This window comes from Microcoleus sp. Pol7_B2 (assembly GCF_036701035.1).
GTDB lineage: Bacteria > Cyanobacteriota > Cyanobacteriia > Cyanobacteriales > Microcoleaceae > Microcoleus.
This window is the reverse complement of sequence record NZ_JAUBQB010000076.1, coordinates 14488-35127: the sequence shown is the minus strand read 5'-3', so window position 1 is coordinate 35127 and position 20640 is coordinate 14488. Positions and strand designations below refer to the sequence as shown.

The following is a 20640-nucleotide window of genomic DNA, read 5'->3' as shown; positions in this document are numbered from 1 at the left end:
CTATTCTTTCTCTGCGCTGTGCTTATCTCAATGGTCAACTTTCCACTTGATATATGTGCAAAACTGAGATGCACCCGCAATTCCCACGTCGCCCGCGACTAAGCCGAGTATGGTCAGCATCATTGTTCCTTCTTGAATAACATTAGGAGAAAAACCAAATTGTTGGCACAAATGTTCTATTTTTTCTGACAAACCGGGGGCGAATTGACGAGAGGGAAGAATAAACGATTCCTGTGCAAGTTCTTTTAAAGAAACTTGAATTTCATTAACTAACCGATGATTTTCTGGTAGTGCCGCAATCAAAGGTTCTTGCCAAATCGTCACTGAACATAAATCTGATTCTTCAACCATTGATGACATTAAATGGAAAAACCCAACATCCAAATGCCGCTCGCGCAATGCTTGCAATTGCAGCGATGTTGCTAACTCCCGCCAAGTCAGTTCCACTTTGGGAAATCGATCGCGATAAACTCGCAAAATATCAGGCAACAAACAGTTTGCCATAGAACTGTTAAAACCCACAATCAAACGCCCGATTTCTCCCCGACTGGCGCGTTTTGCGGTTTTGACCGCATTGTCCACCTGCGCGAGTACCAAACGAGTTTCTTCTAAAAAAACCTGTCCTGCCCACGTTAACTGAATGGGTTGCTTGGTACGATCGAACAACTGCACCTCAATCTCGTCTTCCAGCGCCCGAATTTGCTGGCTCAGAGGAGGCTGCGCCATGTGCAAACGCTTCGCAGCGCGACTGAAGTTCAACTCTTCTGCTACTGCAAGGAAATACCGCAAATGTCGAAGTTCCATTAATTAGCTACTACTATATCTTTTAAATATACCTTACTACTTAATCCAATATTGGACATATACTAAGACCTTAGCTAATCTGGATAGTAAGACCTTATTAATCTCAAGTCAACAGACTGCGAGAGATCTTGCTGCCCTTGGGATAGGAAGTTATTTGTTTATGAACCAAATTAAACGTGTTGCCATAGTGGGAGGAACCCACGGAAACGAACTCACAGGAATTTACCTGGTGAAGAAATTTGATCGCGCGCCAGAGTTAATTGGGCGATCGACTTTTGAAACAATCGTCCTGCTAGCCAATCCCAAAGCTTGCGAAATCGGGACACGCTACATCGATATCGACCTCAACCGCTGCTTTAGAAAGCAAGATTTAGAAAATCCCCATCTCTCCAGCTATGAAGCGCAGCGGGCGAAAGAAATCTACCGCATTTTTAGCTCAAAAAATACTCATCTGCCCAACTTAATTATCGATTTGCACAGCACCACGTCCAACATGGGGCTAACTTTTATTCTCGCCAGCCATCATCCATTTAACCTGCAACTAGCAGCTTATTTAACCTCTGTCTATCCCCACCTCAAGGTACTCACTTCTACAACCAAGAATCATGATAGTCCTTTGCTGCGATCGCTTTCCGAATTAGGCGGTACGCTGGAAGTTGGTGCAGTGCCGCAAGGCGTCTTGGATGCGTCTTTATTTCAGCAAACTGAGCAAGTTGTGTGCCGAATTTTAGACTGCGTAGAAGCCTACAATCAAGGCACAATGCCTGCTGCAAAGAATCCCCTGACTATTTATCACACCATTGGGGCGATCGACTATCCCAGAAACGAGAACAGAGAAATTCAGGCAATGATTCATCCTCATCTGCAATTCAGAGATTATGAAGCCCTAAATCCCGGCGATCCGATGTTTTTGACCTTTGATGGTGAGTCGGTATTGTATGAAGGTAAATCCACCGTTTATCCCATTTTCATTAACGAGGCTGCTTACTACGAAAAAGGAATTGCCATGTGTTTTACTCAAAAACAAATAGTCAGTCTTGACTAGAAATTTAAAAATTATTCTTGAGAATTCTCAGGTGACAAAAACTCCTCTTTAGAAGCCGTAGTCAAAGAACGCAATTCTTTCCATATTTCCAAAGTGATGATACAGGTAATCAGCCACACCAAACCAGCCGTATAACCAGCAATAACATCGGTAGGCCAGTGAACTCCTAGGTAAAGCCGGCTCAAACCAATAGCAGCAATTAATACCACTGTCAAGCTGTAAATCGACCAGCGCTGCTTGGGAAAGCGTTCACCCAAGAAATATCCTAGCAAACCGTAAATAACCATTGAAATCATCGCGTGTCCGCTAGGAAAACTGTAAAAGCGAACGTCAACAACGCGCTCCCAAAGTTGAGGTCGATCGCGGGCAAAAAGTTTTTTTAACAGTAGGTTTAAACCGATCGCCCCCCCACCCGTGATCGCAATAGTTGCTGCTTCCGATCGGTGATTGCGCCCTAGCAAAACAATACCTAACATCAGACAAATCACTAGCAGCAAGTTGGGTTCCCCCAAAAAGGTAAAGCCCAGCATTACTCGATCGCGCAGCGGAGTGTGCAATTCCCTTAGAGCTAGTAAAATAGAGGTATCGAAAGCGTAACTTTGTTTTCCCAACACGTCTTCGGCAAGGGTGGCGAATCCCCACATCCCCAAAGCCGCAACAGCAAGCCCGGCCAGCCGAATTATCGAAATGATCGATCGAATTTTAGAACCCATTCTTGAACTAATTAAAATTTTAAAATTTCCACATCAAAATAATACAACAAAGATAGGAAACGAAAACGCCTTACCCATCGTCTAGATGCTTGAGCAACTCTATTCTGAATGATTAATTGATTTTTCACTACCCACCTCAGCTTTTACATCCAATCGGCGAATGACTATACTCTCCACAAAATACATTTCCGCAATTTTGTTGACCTTGGGGTTGACAAGTCTTTCTAGCTGTGCTAATAACAGCGGAGTCAATGCCCCGATCGCCGAAGCCCACACGATCGCCCAGCGTCTCGTCTCGACCGCAGTCGCCCAAAAGCCGAACAACCCGCAATTCGGCCAGCCGATCGACTGTACCCTAGGCAAAGATTGTTTTGTATTGCTGTATTTCGATCGAGAACCCGGCCCCACAGCAGTCGATTTTGGCTGCGGGCGCCAAACCTACGACGGCCACGACGGCACAGATTTTGCGATTCCCGACGCCAAAGCAATGGCAAAAGGAGTTCCAGTTATTGCCTCCGCAGCAGGTAAAGTTTTGCGATCGCGAGATGGTGTGGTCGATCGGCGTTTACAGAACGATACAGACAAAGCCAACATCGCAGGCACAGAATGCGGCAACGGCATGGTAATCGACCACGGCGCAGGCTGGGAAGCCCAATACTGCCACCTCCGCAAAGGCAGCGTTGCCGTCAAACCGGGGACGCAGGTACAAAAAGGCACAGTTTTGGGCATGGTGGGGAACTCTGGGATGGCATCTTTCCCCCACGTACACGTAACTTTTCGCTATCAAGGCAAACCCGTAGATCCGTTTGTCGGGCCCGACGCGAAGGTAGGCTGCAACATCGCCCGCAATCCTATTTGGGACAAGCCTCTAGACTATATTTCCACAGGTTTAATTAGGGCCGGTTTTGCCAATAAGCCACCCGATATTAACGCTCTCTGGGAAGGACAATTTTCCGAGACTCAACTCCCTGCAAACAGTCCAGCTTTGTTGTTTTGGGTGCAAAGTTACGGAGTGCTCAAGGGCGATCGCGAACAATACAAATTATTTGCACCCAACGGCACAACCATCGCCGATCAGACCAATGAAATTAAAGCCCCCAGCCGCACTTGGTTGGGTTATGTCGGCAAAAGAAACAGTACAAATTCTCCTCTGATTCCGGGAGTTTGGCGGGCCGAATACCGGTTGACGCGGGGCGATCGAGTTTTAACAGAAGTCAAGCGAGAAGTTGAGTTGCGTTAGTCCGTTGACTGTTGACTGTTGACAGCATTTAATTCGGGTATCCGTGTCAAAATCACTCTCTTCTTTCTTCCTTCCGAAGGTTATTTCAACAGCCACCCAAATAATTCTCCGACACTCAACCGCAGTTCGCTAGCGAAGGACGGCACGGGTAGCAGCATTTCTGGTTCATCAAATACTGCTGTCTGTTGCTGGGGAACATAAACAAAAACGCATTGTTCGTCGGGAGCTATCAACCAGCCCATCTGACTTTGATGATTTAAACAGTGGAGAATATTTTTAGTAACTTTAGTTTGACTTTGTTCCGGCGACAAAATCTCTATTGTCCAATCAGGAGCTATGGGAAAGACATTAGCAATTTCGCCGTTATCATCTGTGGGAATTCTGTTCCAGACAAATACTGAAACATCAGGCACTGTTGACCTTCCGCCAAAGGTACACCGGAGTTCTGGAAAAGCTCGTGCAACTTTTTTTGGTTTTAATATAGAGTCAATGAAAATAATTAGTTCACATTGAATCGCACTGTGTTTTCCTTGTGGCAGTGGTTTCTGAATAATTTGATTATCAATGTATTCGCTTGGTGGTTTGGTTTCTGGTAGTTGGAGAAACTCTTCTAAATTTAAAGGTTTTAATGTTGTTTTAACCATTTTAACTTCACCTTTAATTAGATAGATCTTTTAGCCGCAGTCTAGTCTAAGGCAAATTGTTCCAAGCTTGAGCCACAATGTCGCTCAGCCATAGCCTCTGAGCAAAATCGAGCAGATTGTCGTCGGCGAGTACCTCAGCCTTTAATTCATCCAAAGACTGAGATCGCGATCGAGCTATTTGAATCACACCCGCGATCGCCGACGCCACCAATTCTTCATTCAGCGGCTGCTGTCGCAAAGCAATCATTTCTTGAGGATTCGTAGGAATGGGATAATTCATAAGAGTGCATACCGAAAGGAGTAGATATTCAGCCGTTGCGCCCCCACCGAGAGCAAGAGCGATCGAAAACCTAAAAATCTGAGAACATTGTAAACTTATTTAAAACTAAATAAGTATTCGGGAGTATAGCCTACTTTGCTCCCTTGTCAACTCCCCCATCTTTATTAATTTATTCAGAATTGACACCCTAATCATGCAAGAAATTCTTTATCTAGAAGTCCCGACACCGGATACAGCAGCCGTCTGCACTTGGTTGCAGCACGAATTCGATCCCGAAATCGGAGAAAAAATTATTACTGCTGACGGCTTTCGCCTGCTTTCACCCGCAACAGCAGCCGAGGTTCTCAAGTCTGGAACTCAAAAGGCCACTCCAAAACCCGCCTTGGCTGGCACCAATTCAGGAAACCCAAATTGGCGATCGACAGAACTTTCCACCTTTGTCTGGTCACTGCAGCGCACCACTTATTTAAAAGTCTTTCGTCTAGAAGAGGCGCCTGCGGGAGAAAAAAAGTTCCTGGAAAATCTGAATCTTGCTGTGAGAAACAAGTTTCCCGATCGCTACCCCGAGCCCCCTGTCATAGACCTCTCCAAACAGTCAATTTTTGAGGCTCTTGCCCCCTATTACCCCTTGACCGTTAAATACTTCCAAAAAATGCCTCAAGGCGAATACGACCTCAAGCGCGTCTACTGGTGGGAGCAACGTTGGCGCGAAAGCACTCGCAATCCTCAAAAGCCAAAACAAGTAGTGTTTTTGAAGGAAGAGGGAACAGGGAAGAAGGAAGAGGGAACAGGGGAGAAGGCAGAAGGCACAATTTCGATGTCTGATTCTGGCGATACTTTTTATGACTTAATTTATATTGGCGGGGCCTTGGGAGTGATTCACGCCGCAGTCATGGCGAAATTGGGCTACCGGGTGCTGCTAGTTGAACGGATGCCTTTCGGGCGAATGAATCGCGAGTGGAATATTTCGCGGGATGAAATTCAAAGCTTAATTGATTTGGGTTTATTTACTGCTGCAGAAATCGAAACTTTGATTGCCAGAGAATACAAAGATGGCTACAACAAGTTTTTTGATGCTAACAATCCGCCCGTTGCTCAAGCGCCAGTTCTGCACACACCAAAGGTACTCAATGTAGCTTTGGACGGCGAAAAATTGCTGAATTTAGCGGGAGTTAAGCTAACAGAAGCTGGTGGGGAAATCTGGGACGAAACTGAGTTTCTCAGAGCCGATGTTGAAGCAGAAAAAGTAGTAGTTCAAGGCCGCCACTTACCGACAAAAGCCGATCGCACTGCATTAGGACGCCTGCTGGTGGATGCAATGGGTTCGGCTTCTCCCATCGCTTGGCAATTGAACGAAGGGCGGACTTTTGACAGCGTTTGTCCGACAGTGGGAGCAGTCATCGACGCAGGATTTGAGCCGGGAGTTTGGGATTCCGAGTACGGGGATGTACTCTACACTCACGGGGACATTTCCCGCGGGCGCCAGCTCATCTGGGAGTTGTTTCCCGGCGCCGGCACAGAACTGACAGTTTATCTATTTCACTACCACCAAGTACATCCAGAGAATCCCGGTTCTTTGCTGGAAATGTACGAGGATTTTTTCGCAATTTTACCGGAATACCGCCGCTGCGATGTCGATAAATTGGTGTGGAAAAAACCGACCTTTGGTTATATTCCGGGGCATTTTAGCAGCAACAGCAGCGATCGCTCCGTGGCGATCGATCGCCTAGTCTCGATCGGCGACGCAGCATCCTTGCAATCTCCCCTCGTCTTCACAGGCTTCGGCTCTCTTGTCCGCAATCTTTTCCGCTTAACAGACCTTTTGGATACAGCTTTAAAGCACAATTTGTTGACGGCAAATCACTTAAACCAAATTCGCGCCTACCAGAGCAATGTTTCAGTAACTTGGCTATTTTCTAAAGGCATGATGGTTCCTACCGGGAGCAGTTTGCCGCCTCAAAGAATTAATTCAATTCTCAATACCTTTTTCGGTATTTTGGCAGCACAAAAAGTCACCGTAGCCGAAACTTTTATTAAAGACAGAATCGACTGGCTAACTTTCAATCGACTGGCGCTCGAAGCAGCCGGAAAAAACCCTTCTCTCCTCTTGTGGATTTTAGATTTTGTCACCTTGAGGGATATTTGGCGCTGGCTGGGAAGTTACGTGAATTTTACTCTGCTGGCTGTGGCCAGTTTGCTGTTCGGATGGCTTCCCAGCTTCGCTCGCAGGGTACAACCTTGGTTGGAGCCCCGGTATCCGGCTGTTTGGCTGTGGCTGTTGGCTACCAGCTATGCTCTCACCTACGGCATGGGAAAGGGGAGAAAAGAGTGTTGAGTTTTGAGTTGTGACTCAAAACTAGCAACTTCAGTTCGCTATCGAAAACTCGGCAATTCAATTTCAGCTAGCGATCGGCGTTTTTTAGAAGCCCGCAGCGGACTGGCAATCAAGCTCAGCCAGTCTGGTTGGGCGACTGCTGTAGGTTTTGCCACACTCGATCGCACTTCTTGAATGCCAAAGGTTTCAACAGAGTTCAAAATTTGAAAAGCCCTGGCCAATTCTTGGGCGTCCACTTTGGTAGCAGTTTCGGGTTCAGACTCAGCCACCGGCAGTTCAGGTTCCGCCACCGGTTCGGCCAAGTCAGTTGCCGGCTCATCAGGCTGGTAGGTTTCGCTCTTGTGCAATTGAATGCCGGATACTTCGGCTAATTTGTTGAGTTCCAGATTGGCTGGGGCTTCAGGCTCGATCGCCTCGGCAGCAGCCGCTACCTCTGCAAGCTCTTCTGGTTCCGACCAAGGTTGGACAGGGGAAGCGTTGAAAGCTGGCGGCAGCGGAACTTGAGAGCTTTTGACCGCCGCGAGCAAAGATTCTAATTGTGCGCTGGCGGTTTCCAGACCATTGTCAGGCTGCTCGCTCCTGGGAGACTTTACCTGCGGCCTGTCCAAACTTCTTTCCAAGGCAGCTTTGAATTGCAGAGTGTGGCGCTGCTGGCGGTGCAAGCGGGCTCGCAATTCCCTGCAAATATTTTCTGTGGCTACTAACTGGTGTAACTGTTCGTTGTAGCGCTGCACAGTAGAGGCACATTCTCGCTCAACAGTCGCTAGCCTGACTTGGCTGGTTGCCAACTGACTTCTTAAATTTTCGACTAAAATTTCTTGACTTTGGAGGGTTTGATGGGAAACTTCCACTTTGCCAAACAGCCGCGTCAATTGTTCTTGAGTATTTTCCAGTTCTGCAGTCCGCTGTTCTAGCAAAGTTTCGCGATTCTGCAATGTTTTTTGGGACTCTTCGAGAGCTGTTTCTAGCTGGGCGATGCGCTGTAAAAGGTCGCGGTTGCATTCGTGCAGCGCTTGCATTAGGGTCACTGGGGTCGATCCTTTGCCCTTGGCCTGTTCGGCATTCCCAAGCATATTTTTTAGATTCTCTGAAATCGGGGGCGAGCCCGCCTCAGTCGGCTGTGTCGGAGATTGCGACTTTTTTGTTTCAGGTATTGTAGGAATTGCATCTACACTGATGGCGTTGGGAAAATCTACTGTTTGCCAGTCTTCTTCTGGCTGTTGGGGAACCGTTGCGGGAGGGTCTGTCGCATCGGGGGCGATCGGCTCAAAACCCCCAGCAGCAGCAAAATCTGAGTGCAATGGTTCGGTATCGGATGGAACAGCAGGGTGTGGTTGGTGCTGATGGGCTCGAAGATCAGCTTCTGACATGGCTTTTTATCCCAATACTCACAGGGTCTCAGATACAGTCTATCCTTAGATATTCTCCCGAAGGAAGCCCCTAAGTGATAGTTTTTGGCATTTTTCCGATTTTTTGGGACAATAACCTCGGAATCGATTCGCGCGATCGAACTATAGCGTTCGGAACAAGTCCGATGGAAGTCGCCACAAGCAAGAAGGAAGAACAAATAAAATCAACGGTTTGAGCAATTAACAACGTCCTAACCGTTTTAACTGTTGCGCTATACAACCCGAACTCAAATTAACGTGTAAGATGCGCGCACCAGGACCCTCCGGCTGTGAGTTTTTCGCCGCGAGTCCTATCAAAATGATTTTTCTCAATCTCTAATAGCAGTTTCAAACAATGATGCCACTGTAGACCCCCGATCCAAACCCAGGCAGAATAAGTTATTCCCAATTCTTTAATTCTTTAATCTAAAATGGTATAACTTCCTGTTTCGGCATCCGTGCGATCGCCTAAGCTTTAACAACTGCACAATGTTTGTCAATGATTGCTGGAACTTCTGCCGGTGCAATGCGGCTGTAGCGAGTTTTGTCCGGCATCACAACTATATTTGGGCCCGCTTTACACTGTTTGAGACATCCGGTTCCCTGTACTGTCACTTTGTCTTCTAAACCGCGCGCATTCAAAGCATTTTCTAAAGCTTTACAGACTCCTCCAGCGCCCCGCTTCAGGCAGTCTGATTTTTGACATACTAATATTTTGGTTTGGGTTTTTGCCGGAGCTTTTACAGTTTTAGCTGCTGTGGGAGAGGTGACTTCGCTTTTGCCGATGGCGCGATCGTCGGATGTCAATACCGCAACAGGCCCATTGGTGGAGTCAAGCTGTTCTGGCGATCGATCGTTTTGACCTTGAGCCAGCTTGACGCTGCGAGCTTTAAGTTTTATTTTACCGTTTTTCAAGTTGATTTCTTTCTCACCTACAACTTCAACTTTCAAACCGGGCGTCAAAACAGGTAACAGAAATGACCGCAATTCCTTGCACAGTTTAACAAGATATTCTACTCCCCGAGCATTGCTAATTCGCAAATATTTAAGTTTGCAGCCATCTTCAATAATCAGGCCGAGGATTTCTCCCTCTAAACTGAATTCGGAAACTTGCTTGCCAGACTTATACATTGTTATGACTCCTTTAAATCCGTTACATCCGTTACATCTTGTACACTGAGCTTTGCCGAACTTCCTTCTACCTTGAAGCCTTTTGCCAGCAGCACTCCAGCCATTCCACCAGTTCGTCCCGAGGGGCACTGACTTGCCTCAACACGCTCATTAACTGAGCCGCTTGTTTAGCTGTGTTGACTTTTGCCCGCAAAGGTTGGTCAACCGCACACCAGCAGGGAATTTCTAGTTCTTGCAAGCGTTTGTAAACTTGCCACCTATCTAGCCAACTTACTTGCACAATGTCACAAACTTCTAATTCTGGATCTGCTGGATTCATTTTTTAACAACAGTAATAATTTGCATTAATTTTTACCCTGAATGGTAGCGGGTAGAAGTTAAAAGCCAGATTTCAGCAGAACATCCAAGATGATCGAAAGCTCTTCCTGAAAAATTCTGCCTTTTGTCCTCTGCCTTCTGCCTTCAGAAGGTTCGCCCCACTTTCAGGAAGCCTTTAGAACGAGGATCTTGTTCAAGCATAACCCAACTGCTAATAATTCTCAATAGGTTTACAAAAAAAATTTCCTACTCTATAAAATCTTCTACTATCGAGGCAGACGCTGCTTGACTGGTAAATTTACGGTGCTAGACTGACTCTATTGGCAACAAAACTGCCTATTGAGAGGAGAACACACATGGCTGAGACTCAGAGTGCATTGAGACCGTTTGGGCACATAGCCGAAAACCCAGTTCTACTGGAACATTCAGTCACAGCACCGATTTGTGAAGGGATGAACGCGCTGCTGGCCAGTTTCCAGGCTCTATACCTGCAATATCAAAAACATCATTTTGTGGTGGAAGGGGCAGAATTTTACTCCTTGCACAAATTCTTTGAAGAAAGCTACGGAGAAGCTCAAGATAGCGTCCACGAGTTGGGCGAACGGTTAAACGGGTTGGGCGGCATACCGGCAGCTAGCTTTAGCAAATTAGCCGAGCTATGCTGTTTTGAGCCGGAAGCCGACGGCGTATATTCCTGTCGCCAAATGCTAGAGCATGATTTAATTGCGGAGCAAGCTATCCTAGGTTTGCTGCGGCGTCAAGCAGGACAAGCAGAAAGTTTGGGCGATCGAGCTACCCGCTACCTCTACGAAAAAATCCTGCTAAAAACAGAAGAGCGGGCTTATCACATTTCTCACTTCCTCGCGCCCGATACCTTAGTGCAGTTGAATTTGAACTAACAATTCTTCTTCTTCCTCTTCCTTCGCGCCTTCGGGGTTCGTTATCTTAGATCGAAAAAAAAGCGGGCAGTCACAAAACTGCCCGCTTTTTTTATACAAAGTGCGTTTGCTCCGCAGGGAATTAAGGCGCTAAAGCATTGCCGCGCAACAAGCTACCAATGGTTTTGGCGGTAATCTTCATCTGGATGAAAGGATTTGCCGGTACTACTGTCTTATACAAGTAGCTATCGAATGTGAGTTTCTGCACATCGCGATCGGCACACATTTCCACAAAAGCTTCGCGAGTAGCGTCGGAACGGTAGAACACGCGCTGCAAAATGTCGAGAACTTTGTAAGTAATGCCGTAGGCTTTATCCCACCGCTTCAGGTAAATCTTAATTTCCTCTTCAGTCGGAATGCGCGCGCCTTTATTGGAAATCTCCACAATAGTTTCGGCGCACATCCGGCCAGACTTGGCGGCAAAATAGATACCTTCCCCGGAAGACTTGGTAACGTAACCGGCAGCATCGCCTACGAGAGCAACTCGGCCGACAACGCGGCGGGGACGCGGATGTTCCGGGATGGGGTGAGCTTCCACTTTAATAATCTCACCGCCCATCAGTTTTTTGGCAGCGCGGGCGCGGACGCCTGCTTGCAGCTTTTTGATGCTGGCTTGATTGACTTTCATCGTGCCGGTACCGACGGCTACGTGGTCGTATTTGGGGAACACCCAAGCGTAGAAGTCGGTAGATACGTCGTCGCCGACGTACATTTCGGCTAAGTCTTCGTAGTAAGCCATTTTATCTTCTGGCAGGCGGATGCGCTCTTGGAAGGCGATCGCATAATTGTAGTCGCCAGCGTCGATCGCCTTTGCTACGCGGGAGTTAGCGCCGTCAGCCCCGATTACCAAATCGACTTTCAGAGTTTTCTGAATTCCCATTGCGCTGCCGTCGGAGTGGTCGGCATAGTGGAGAGTGTAGGGGTCTGTATTGTTGCCGGGAATTTCTAATTTGTGAACGGTGCCGTTAATCAGTTTTGCACCCAAAGAAGCGGCGCGATCGCGCAGGAAGCCGTCGAGCACTTCGCGGCGGCACATACCGATGTATTCATGTGCGTTTTCAATATTGATGTCCACCTCGACGTTGGAGGGGGAGATCATTTTCATTTTTCTGACTTGGCGGTCAATAATATTTTGCGGCAAGTCAAATTCGCTGACCATGCACAGGGGAATCGCCCCACCGCAGGGTTTGGCGTTGTCTAATTTACGCTCGAATAAGTATGTTTCGATTCCTGCTTTTACCAATGTTTCGGCGGCGGAAGAACCCGCAGGGCCTGAACCTACTACTGCAACCCTTAGTGTCAAAGCTTTTCTCTCCAGTTTTTTTCTATAGGCATTACTCAGGTGTGATGTTATCACGGAGTTTGGATGCGGTGGCGTGAAGCAGGGGAGATTTCAATGAAATGAAACAGAGCTTAACAGTTCGATACGAAAATCGGGTCTGGGGCGAGGCGTGCGATCGAAGATCTTAAATCTTTAACGGCAGATGAAGGCGGATGTGCCCTGATGTGCCCTGATGTGCCCTGGTGTGCGATCGAACTTCTAAGAACAAGCTTTCGTGCCTGTTCCACAACAGATGAATTTTCTGCTTGTGGGGTGGGCATCTTGCCCGCCCCTAAGAGGTTAGAACCAGTCCAATAAGTTACATTAAAGTTACTTGCACTTATATCTAAATTTGTTATGCTCGGTAATTTTCAACAAAGCAACCTGCGGATTGAGCTTGAAGCTTCCGAAACAGCGATTAGAGACAGCTTGTTGCGTCCGAGTCAATTGCAGCAGTGGCTGTGGCCGCAGCAGTTGTCTAGCGGTTTGCCGGAAGAATTTGCTCAAGGTTTGACCTTTACAAGTTGGCTGGGCCCCGTGGCAGTTCAGCATCACGTTGATATTGCTGAGCACAATTGTCTGCGGCTGTTATTGAGTCAGGGAATTGACGGATTTCACGAGTGGTATTGGGGCGATGGTTGGGTACAGTCTCGGTTGGAGGGAGTGTCGCTGCTGCCCCTGAATTTGGGGCAAACTGCTAGTTTACTGCGGCTGCGGGAGTTTGTAGCCCGCAAGGGTAAGGGGAAGTAGATACATGACTCTCCAAAATCATGAGAACAAAGTCTGGTAGTCCTGCATAGCAAGGCAAAATCCTAAACACTCTTAAGGATAAAGAAGCCTTGTAATGATGGATAAAATACCAGAAGGCACCCCCATGATTGGAGATCTTTATAGATAGATGAGCCAGAATCTAGAATGGATTCTGTGCGACAGGATGGAGAATCGAGGTTTAAAGCCCCCAATTTTAATTGTGGAGCATAAAAAATTCTTTCCGTGACCGTTACCCCTGACTTCAGGCATGGGGTATTCTGAATTCTGTCTTCTGACTCCTTCTCATCAAACGAGATATCCTTTGCACAAGGGTGTTATTGATTCTTTCGATATCAGAAGTTTTGCCAGTATCTTTCCTTAGAGATTTGTGTCGCTGGGGAAGGATTTTTTTTTAGAGCCTGCTCAAAAATCTGTATAATAGACGGCAAATTGTCTGTCAACTACTGGGAGGGAATCCCAAAAACCTTTAGCACCCCTTTCAACTCGACTTCCTATATACACCCCGAAAATTTTTTGGGTTAAGGCCTCAATTGGCAGCTCTTTCCACTGCTTCCCCTTATTGCCTACAAACGACTACATTTCATCATGTTGGATCGTTAGCTTGGCTTGTTTTTTTGACTTTACTTGAACTTTCCGGGGGACTAATGCTAATTGTTGAAAAACAAATAGTATTGGAACCAGCGGGGGGACACCCTCGTGACTTTGATAATCGCGACTCAAGATATTTTTTCTAATAAAAGCTGATCTCTCAAATCCTTTGATGTCTGCGGTTTTAAAGAAACTGCCTATAACACTATATACATTTAAAGTTTTGCTTAGCGCTGGAGGTGGGACAATTTTTAACTATGTTTGGAGAACCGAAACGGGGACAATTCATGGAGTTGAGAATTGACAAGGCTGAGATACGTCGCATTATAACTCCTTACCCTTACTCTGCCAGACCACCTGAAAGCCAATTCGCTGCCGAAAAACTAAGAGTGTGTTATAAAAACATAATTTGTTCCTTTTTAAAGCGCTATTCTCGACACAACGAACCCGGTGCGTTTTGACTTCGCTTTAATTTTTATTAAAAAAATAAATATGCTCTCCATTCCAGGCATTGCCGTCCAGACACTTCTCTATGAAAGTGCCAACTCTCTGGTTTACCGCGCCATCCGGGAAGCGGATCACCAACCACTCATCCTCAAACTGCTCAAAGAAAGCTACCCCACACCTCAAGAATTGCTACGCTACCGCACCGAATACCGTATCACCCGAGAGCTGAAAGAGGCGGGAGTCGTGCAAGTTTATGACTTGCAAAAATACCAAAATAGCCTCGTGATTTTTGTGGAGGACTTTGGCGGGGAATCCTTGAAAATATGGATGCAGCAGCGAAAGTTTAGCCTCAAGGAGTTTCTTCTCCTGGCGATCGCAGCCACTGAAACTTTAGGGCAAATTCACAGGGCCAAAATCATCCACAAAGATATTAACCCCTCAAATATTGTTTATAACCCGGAAACGGGACAGCTTAAAATTATCGACTTTGGCATTTCCACTCAGCTAACCCGAGAAATGCCGACCCTGAAAAATCCCAACGTTTTAGAAGGAACCCTCGCTTACATCTCCCCGGAACAAACTGGCAGGATGAATCGCTCTATCGATTACCGCACTGACTTTTATTCCCTCGGCGTCACCTTCTACGAATTGCTGACAGGAAAACTGCCTTTTGAGACAGAAGACGCTTTAGAGCTAGTTCACTGCCACATTGCCAGACAACCAGTTCCCGCGCACGAAATCAAGCCAGAAATTCCCCTAATTGTCTCGCAAATTGTCAGCAAGCTGATGGCAAAAAATGCGGAAAATCGCTATCAAACTGCACTGGGTCTCAAGCAGGATTTAGAAATGTGTCTGGTTCAATTACAAGAAACCGATAGCATAGAAGAATTTGACTTGGGAATGCTGGATATTACAGACCATTTCCTGATACCCGAAAAGTTATACGGCAGAGAAACAGAAGTTGATCATCTATTAGCGGTTTTTGAAAGAGTTCGTAATGCTAGCGCCGAAATGATGTTAGTAGCAGGCTTTTCTGGGATTGGTAAAACCGCAGTAGTGAATGAAGTGCATAAGCCGATCGCCCGACAGCGCGGCTATTTTATCAAAGGCAAATACGACCAATTCCAGCGCAATATTCCTTTCAGTGCATTTGTGCAAGCATTTCGGGAATTGATGGGACAATTATTATCAGAAAGTGACGCTCAGTTACACAGATGGAAAACCCTAATTCTCACCGCAGTAGGCGAGAGTGGGCAAGTCTTGATTGACGTAATTCCTGAATTAGAACACATCATTGGCGCTCAACGTCCTGCATTAGAATTGTCGGGGAGTGCAGCACAAAATCGCTTCAATCTGCTGATGCAGAAATTTGTGCAAGTATTTACCCAAGCAGAACATCCCTTGGTGATGTTTCTGGACGATTTGCAGTGGGCAGATTCGGCATCGCTGAAATTGCTACAACTGTTGATGGAGGATACGGGGCATCTCTTGATATTGGGTGCTTATCGGGATAATGAGGTATCACCGGCTCATCCGTTTATGTTGACTGTGGATGAGATTGTGAAGTCGGGAGCCACGGTGAATACGATTACTCTGCAACCGTTGAGTTTAGCAGATCTCAATCAGTTGGTAGCAGATACGCTGATTTGCGATTTATCTTTTGCTCAACCTTTGACAGAATTGGTTTATCAAAAAACCCAAGGTAATCCCTTTTTCTCGACTCAATTCCTCAAAGCCTTGTATGAAGATGGTCAAATTATTTTTAACCCCCCTCAATCCCCTCTTACTAAGGGAGGCAGTAAAGGGGGGTGGCAGTGCGATATTAATGAACTTAAATTTGCCGACGCCTCGGATGTGGTGGAGTTTATGGCGGCGCAATTGCAGAAGTTGCCGGCCGAAACTCAGGATGTTCTCAAACTGGCGGCGTGCATTGGGGCGCAGTTTGATTTAGAGACATTGGCAATAGTCAGGGAAGAATTACCAGAACAAACGGCATCAGCGCTGTGGAAAGCCTTGCAAGAAGGACTCATTTTAGTGATTTCAGAAGGCTATAACTTCATTCAAGCAGATGCTCAATCCCCCAATCAGTCTGTTGCTAATCCCACTTATAAGTTCCTGCACGATCGCGTCCAGCAAGCGGCTTATTCATTGATTCCCGACGATCGAAAACAAGCCACTCATCTCAAAATAGGACAGTTACTGCTACAAAGTTCTTCCGACATAGAAACAGAAGAAAAAATATTTGATATTGTGGGGCATTTAAATCAAGGAATTGAGTTAATCCATAAATTAAGTGAACGCTCAGCCTTAGCTCAACTAAACTTAGAAGCTGGACGTAAGGCAAGAAATTCTACCGCTTACGCTGCGGCAAATATTTATCTACAAACGGGAATTGAGCTACTGACACCTCAATGCTGGCAAACTCAATATGAATTGGCGCTAAATCTTTATGTTGGTGCTGCTGAAATTGCCTATTTGAATGGTGATTTTGATGGTATGGAACAGATGGCAGCACTGGTTTTGCAAGAAGCCCAAACAATTTTAGATCTAGTTAAAATTTACGAAATTAAAATTGCCGCTCAGACAGCCCAGAGCAAGGTTTTAGAAACGATCGCAGTAGCAAGAGACGCACTCTTACAATTGGGGATTGAACTCCCTGCCGAACCTGATGAAGCCAAGATTGGCAAAGCGCTACAAGCCCTTGCGGCCCAACTAAGCGGCAGAAAGATTGAGGAATTGGTTGACTTACCTGTGATGACAAATCCACAGACTCAGGCAGCTATGCAACTGTCTGGTATGTTGTTTCCCCCCATTTTCCAGGGAATGCCGGGTTTGCTGCCGCTGCTGAGCTCCACGATGGTGAGTTTATCGCTCTCCTTTGGGAATGCGCCCGCATCGACGGTGGGTTATGCGATGCACGGGATGGTATTCTGTGCCTTTTTACAAGAGGTGGAAACGGGCTATGGCTTTGGGCAATTGGCACTCTCATTGCTCGATCGGTTGAATGTGCCAGAATTCAAGTCCACAGTTCTACTTTTGTTTGGTGGCTGGATTCAGCATCGCCAAGAAGCTCTTTTGGCAACGATACCGACGCTGAAAGAGGGCTATAGATTTGGTATGGAAACAGGCGACTTTGTAAATGCTGGCTACAACATATATATTTGCTTTTATACTTATTTATTCGCTGGTGTAGAACTAGAAACTTGGGAACCAGAAATAGCAAATTACAGGGCTGTCATGGCGCAGTTGAAACAATATTCTGCTCGGGTTTATTTGGATATGATTCAGCAGACGGTACAAAACTTGAGGGAAACCCATATTCGGCCGGATTTGTTAATAGGTTCTGCCTACAATGAAACGGTGATGATTCCCAAGCACTATCAGGATAATGAATTCACGGCGATCGCCTGTGCCTGCATCTTCAAACTGCTGCTTGCTTACTGCTATGGCAATTACACCGCTGCCCTAGACCACATTACCCAAGTCAAACAGTATTTGATGGGAGTATCTGGATCAGCTTTTGTTCCAATTTTTCATTTTTATGCCGCCCTGACGCACCTGGCACTTTTTCCCGCACAGCCAGCCATTGAGCAAACTGAAACTATTGCCTTAGTGGAAACCCATCAAACCACGCTGCAACAGTGGGCGCAAAACGCTCCGATGAATTATTTGCATAAATGGTATTTAGTGGAAGCAGAACGGCAACGGGTGTTGGGCAATAAAGCCGAGGCGATTGAAATGTACGATCGCGCAATTTCTGGAGCCAAAGAAAACAAATATGTTAATGACGAAGCCCTGGCAAACGAACTAGCAGCCAAATTCTACGGGGAATGGGGCAAAACAAAAGTTGCTCAAGCCTACATCTTTGAGGCGTATTATTGTTATGTTGAATGGGGAGCCACTGCTAAGGTAACGGATTTAGAAACGCGATATCCCCACTTATTCTCTGTAACTCAACCGGGAAGGAAAAATACTCAAACTACCGTAGCAATGACAACGACTGGTTCGGGGAATCACCTAGATATCAGCGCAGTGATGAAGGCTTCTCAGGCGATTTCTGGAGAAATTATGCTAGATAAGCTACTGTCTAGCTTGATGAAAATTTTGATTGAAAATGCAGGGGCGCAACGAGGTTATCTGATTTTATTAAGCCAGAGACAACTGTTAATTGAAGCTGAAGGAACACTCGATGACGAACTCGTCACCGTGTTGCAGTCAATCCCCGTTGAAACCTGTCCAGACCTTTCCTCCGCAATTGTCAATTATGTGAGTCGCACTCAAGAAAGCGTTGTACTAGATGATGCTGCGCGATCGAAACAATTTACCAACGACGCCCACATCCGAAAGCATCAGCCCAAATCAATTTTATGTGTGCCGCTGATTAACCAATCTCAAATCATTAGTATTGTTTACTTAGAAAATAATCTGACAGCGGGAGCTTTTACCCCTGAAAGAGTAGAACTATTAAAAGTGTTATCTGGACAGGCGGCGATCTCGATTCAAAATTCTAAGCTTTATACAGAAGTACGCGAAAATGAAAGCAGGCTGGCTCAACTCAACAAAGCTTACGAGCGATTTGTTCCCCATCAATTCCTCCAATTTTTAGAGAAATCAAGCATCATTGATGTGGAATTGGGCGACCAAGTTCAGTTAGAAATGTCGGTGTTGTTTTCCGACATTCGCGACTTCACCACGCTTTCGGAAACTATGACGCCGGAGGATAATTTCAAATTTATCAATTCCTATCTTTCTCGTATGGAACCTGTTATTAATCAAAATCACGGGTTTATTGATAAATATATTGGCGATGCGATTATGGCACTGTTTAGTGGGGAAGCGGATAATGCGGTGAAAGCGGGAATTGCGATGCTGCACCGTCTCGTTGAATATAATGAATACTGCGCCAACGCTGGCTGTGCCCAGATTCAGATTGGGATTGGGATTAATACGGGTTCTTTGATGCTGGGAACTGTGGGAGGACCAAATCGTATGGACGGGACAGTAATTAGTGATGCCGTTAATTTAGCTTCTCGCGTGGAAAGTTTGACAAAAAATTATGGGGTTTCGTTGTTAATTACTCAGCCAACTTATGCGCGCCTGAAAAATCCATCTCAGTATACAATCCGCACTCTAGACACGGTAAAAGTCAAGGGAAAATCCGAAGCTGTGACGATTTATGAGGTGTTTGATGCAGATCCGCCAGAAATTAAACAGGTCAAGTTAGCTACGCTGGAATTGTTTGCAGAAGCTAGGGCACTTTACTCGGAAGGGAAGTTATTTGAAGCGGCGCGACTGTTTTCCGAGTGTTGGCGTCAGAATCCGGGCGATCGCGTTGCTAAAATTTACTGGGAACGCTGTGAGTCTGCATTGGTGACTCGCACCAAAATCAAAGACAGGCTACACCATTTACATTAAGCGGTTGCTATACCTGAAAATCAAAGCCACAGAAAATGCGATCGACTGCTGAGACACCATACAAACTAGGCGATCGAAATCGGGTAGGTATGTTGTTGCGCTAAAGCGCTTTAGCGCAACAACATACGAAGTCTAAAAAGTTAGTGCCTGAACTATACTGCTGGCAGTGACTCCTTTCAAGACAGCTAAATATTCCCCTGTTACCTGATACTGAATTATAGTATCGCTAACAAAAGCGCCTGTTCCTTGAAAAATATTTAACTGGCTAAAAGCCAGGGGGCTAATTAAATCAATTTTGTCTTGATTGAGGGTAAAATCATTAATCACATCAGCAGCGGCTAAGGCAGTTCCACCAGCGCCGATCGCGATCGCAAACACATCAAAACCCAATCCGCCTGTGAGAGTGTCGGCACCAATTTCTCCAAATAAGTAATCATTGCCCCCGTCGCCAAATACTATATCGTCGCCATCGCCGCTGTAAATGCGATCGCTTTCCTTACCTCCGTAAATCAAGTCAATACCGCCGTCACCCTGAATAAAATCAATCCCTTGGCCGCCAAAAATAATGTCATTGCCATCACCGCCGCTGATGCCGTCATTCCCTTTTTGTCCGTAAAGCAAGTCATCCCCTGCTTTGCCATGAAGATAGTCATTGCCGGGGCGTGCGTGGATAATGTCGTTTAATGCCGATCCTATGACGCGATCGTCCTTGTCTGTCAAACCGATTACTGACTTTTTCAACAAGGTTTTGATATCGCCTAAGTTATCGTTATCGCTGATATTGACTGTGAGAAAGGCGACTAGATTATTATACAATGTGTCTGTGCTGCTAGTGGCGTGGCTAATTGGGCTGACACGATCGCCCTCAACAACCGCATCGTCAACAGCAGTCACCGTTACCGTTTGAGCGACATTCCAATTGGCGGGAGTAAAAGTAAGGGCAGGTTGGCTGACAGTAACTTGAGTTTCAGGGGTAATGGCGACGGTGACATTAGCAGTTGGTTGAGTATTTAGTCGCACTTTGTATATATCACTGCCCAAGCTTTCGAGTACGTTGGTACTGCCAAGTGGTTGAATGATAATGACACCGGGAGTATCTGGAGTTGGGGTGGGAGTCGGAGTCGGAGTTGGCGTTGGAGTCGGAGTTGGGGTGGGAGTCGGAGTCGGAGTTGTTGTCGAAGTCGGAGTTGTTGTCGAAGTCGGAGTTGTTGTCGAAGTCGGAGTTGTTGTCGAAGTCGGAGTTGTTGTCGAAGTCGGAGTTG

Annotated in this window: 15 protein-coding genes; 6 read left to right on the top strand and 9 right to left on the bottom strand. The window is 46.2% G+C overall.

Going from position 1 to position 20640, the window contains the following annotated elements:
- Positions 1–27 precede the first annotated feature (27 nt).
- Positions 28–804 carry a LysR substrate-binding domain-containing protein gene (locus tag QUA57_RS22845; RefSeq protein WP_333063746.1) on the bottom strand — a complete coding sequence of 259 codons (777 nt, stop codon included), beginning with the start codon at positions 802–804 and terminating at the stop codon, positions 28–30.
- A 160-nt stretch (positions 805–964) separates the two neighbouring features.
- Between QUA57_RS22845 and QUA57_RS22840 the strand changes: the two genes are divergently transcribed.
- A complete protein-coding gene (locus tag QUA57_RS22840) occupies positions 965–1849 on the top strand; it encodes an aspartoacylase (protein WP_333063745.1) in 885 nt (294 codons plus the stop codon).
- A gap of 11 nt (positions 1850–1860) precedes the next feature.
- Here the strand turns inward: QUA57_RS22840 and QUA57_RS22835 are convergent, their stop codons facing one another.
- On the bottom strand, positions 1861–2562 hold the full coding sequence (locus QUA57_RS22835; protein ID WP_333063744.1) for a phosphatase PAP2 family protein: 702 nt from the start codon (positions 2560–2562) through the stop codon (positions 1861–1863).
- A gap of 160 nt (positions 2563–2722) precedes the next feature.
- Between QUA57_RS22835 and QUA57_RS22830 the strand changes: the two genes are divergently transcribed.
- Positions 2723–3802, top strand: coding sequence for a M23 family metallopeptidase (locus tag QUA57_RS22830; protein WP_333063742.1), 1080 nt, complete (start codon positions 2723–2725; stop codon positions 3800–3802).
- 80 nt (positions 3803–3882) lie between these two features.
- Here QUA57_RS22830 and QUA57_RS22825 read toward each other — a convergent pair whose 3' ends face one another.
- The gene (locus QUA57_RS22825) at positions 3883–4446 is read right to left on the bottom strand and encodes a Uma2 family endonuclease (protein WP_333063741.1); all 564 of its coding nucleotides are present in this window, start codon (positions 4444–4446) and stop codon (positions 3883–3885) included.
- 46 nt (positions 4447–4492) lie between these two features.
- A complete protein-coding gene (locus QUA57_RS22820) occupies positions 4493–4726 on the bottom strand; it encodes a hypothetical protein (protein ID WP_190662685.1) in 234 nt (77 codons plus the stop codon).
- 193 nt (positions 4727–4919) lie between these two features.
- Here QUA57_RS22820 and QUA57_RS22815 point away from each other — a divergent pair, with 193 nt between their 5' ends.
- Entirely contained in the window at positions 4920–7061 is a 2142-nt protein-coding gene (locus tag QUA57_RS22815; RefSeq protein ID WP_333063740.1) for a flavin-dependent dehydrogenase, read from the top strand.
- Positions 7062–7099: 38 nt separating this feature from the next.
- Here QUA57_RS22815 and QUA57_RS22810 read toward each other — a convergent pair whose 3' ends face one another.
- From QUA57_RS22810 to QUA57_RS22800, 3 genes are all read right to left on the bottom strand, one after another.
- Positions 7100–8431, bottom strand: a complete 1332-nt coding sequence (locus QUA57_RS22810) for a hypothetical protein (protein WP_333063739.1) — start codon at positions 8429–8431, stop codon at positions 7100–7102.
- A 486-nt stretch (positions 8432–8917) separates the two neighbouring features.
- Positions 8918–9580: a (2Fe-2S) ferredoxin domain-containing protein gene (locus tag QUA57_RS22805; protein WP_333063738.1), complete on the bottom strand. Its 663-nt coding sequence runs from the start codon at positions 9578–9580 to the stop codon at positions 8918–8920.
- A gap of 67 nt (positions 9581–9647) precedes the next feature.
- The gene (locus QUA57_RS22800; protein ID WP_006632870.1) at positions 9648–9899 is read right to left on the bottom strand and encodes an Asr1405/Asl0597 family protein; all 252 of its coding nucleotides are present in this window, start codon (positions 9897–9899) and stop codon (positions 9648–9650) included.
- Between the two features lie 355 nt (positions 9900–10254).
- Between QUA57_RS22800 and QUA57_RS22795 the strand changes: the two genes are divergently transcribed.
- Positions 10255–10797 carry a Dps family protein gene (locus tag QUA57_RS22795; RefSeq protein ID WP_006632871.1) on the top strand — a complete coding sequence of 181 codons (543 nt, stop codon included), beginning with the start codon at positions 10255–10257 and terminating at the stop codon, positions 10795–10797.
- Positions 10798–10918: 121 nt separating this feature from the next.
- On the opposite strand, the gene chlP is transcribed toward QUA57_RS22795, so the two are convergent.
- Complete coding sequence (chlP, locus tag QUA57_RS22790) at positions 10919–12139, bottom strand: geranylgeranyl reductase (protein WP_333063736.1); 1221 nt, start codon at positions 12137–12139, stop codon at positions 10919–10921.
- Between the two features lie 375 nt (positions 12140–12514).
- Between chlP and QUA57_RS22785 the strand changes: the two genes are divergently transcribed.
- The gene (locus tag QUA57_RS22785; RefSeq protein ID WP_333063735.1) at positions 12515–12907 is read left to right on the top strand and encodes a hypothetical protein; all 393 of its coding nucleotides are present in this window, start codon (positions 12515–12517) and stop codon (positions 12905–12907) included.
- Positions 12908–14008: 1101 nt separating this feature from the next.
- Positions 14009–19378, top strand: a complete 5370-nt coding sequence (locus QUA57_RS22780; protein WP_333063734.1) for an AAA family ATPase — start codon at positions 14009–14011, stop codon at positions 19376–19378.
- A 132-nt stretch (positions 19379–19510) separates the two neighbouring features.
- On the opposite strand, the gene QUA57_RS22775 is transcribed toward QUA57_RS22780, so the two are convergent.
- Positions 19511–20640: calcium-binding protein (locus QUA57_RS22775; RefSeq protein ID WP_445304503.1), on the bottom strand; the 1130-nt coding region annotated here is incomplete at its 5' end.

Bases quoted from the DNA above. Each gene is read 5' to 3' on its own strand.
- QUA57_RS22845 (WP_333063746.1), bottom strand. From the start codon at position 804: ATGGAACTTCGACATTTGCGGTATTTCCTTGCAGTAGCAGAAGAGTTG.
- QUA57_RS22840 (WP_333063745.1), top strand. From the start codon at position 965: ATGAACCAAATTAAACGTGTTGCCATAGTGGGAGGAACCCACGGAAAC.
- QUA57_RS22835 (WP_333063744.1), bottom strand. From the start codon at position 2,562: ATGGGTTCTAAAATTCGATCGATCATTTCGATAATTCGGCTGGCCGGG.
- QUA57_RS22830 (WP_333063742.1), top strand. From the start codon at position 2,723: ATGACTATACTCTCCACAAAATACATTTCCGCAATTTTGTTGACCTTG.
- QUA57_RS22825 (WP_333063741.1), bottom strand. From the start codon at position 4,446: ATGGTTAAAACAACATTAAAACCTTTAAATTTAGAAGAGTTTCTCCAA.
- QUA57_RS22820 (WP_190662685.1), bottom strand. From the start codon at position 4,726: ATGAATTATCCCATTCCTACGAATCCTCAAGAAATGATTGCTTTGCGA.
- QUA57_RS22815 (WP_333063740.1), top strand. From the start codon at position 4,920: ATGCAAGAAATTCTTTATCTAGAAGTCCCGACACCGGATACAGCAGCC.
- QUA57_RS22810 (WP_333063739.1), bottom strand. From the start codon at position 8,431: ATGTCAGAAGCTGATCTTCGAGCCCATCAGCACCAACCACACCCTGCT.
- QUA57_RS22805 (WP_333063738.1), bottom strand. From the start codon at position 9,580: ATGTATAAGTCTGGCAAGCAAGTTTCCGAATTCAGTTTAGAGGGAGAA.
- QUA57_RS22800 (WP_006632870.1), bottom strand. From the start codon at position 9,899: ATGAATCCAGCAGATCCAGAATTAGAAGTTTGTGACATTGTGCAAGTA.
- QUA57_RS22795 (WP_006632871.1), top strand. From the start codon at position 10,255: ATGGCTGAGACTCAGAGTGCATTGAGACCGTTTGGGCACATAGCCGAA.
- QUA57_RS22785 (WP_333063735.1), top strand. From the start codon at position 12,515: ATGCTCGGTAATTTTCAACAAAGCAACCTGCGGATTGAGCTTGAAGCT.
- QUA57_RS22780 (WP_333063734.1), top strand. From the start codon at position 14,009: ATGCTCTCCATTCCAGGCATTGCCGTCCAGACACTTCTCTATGAAAGT.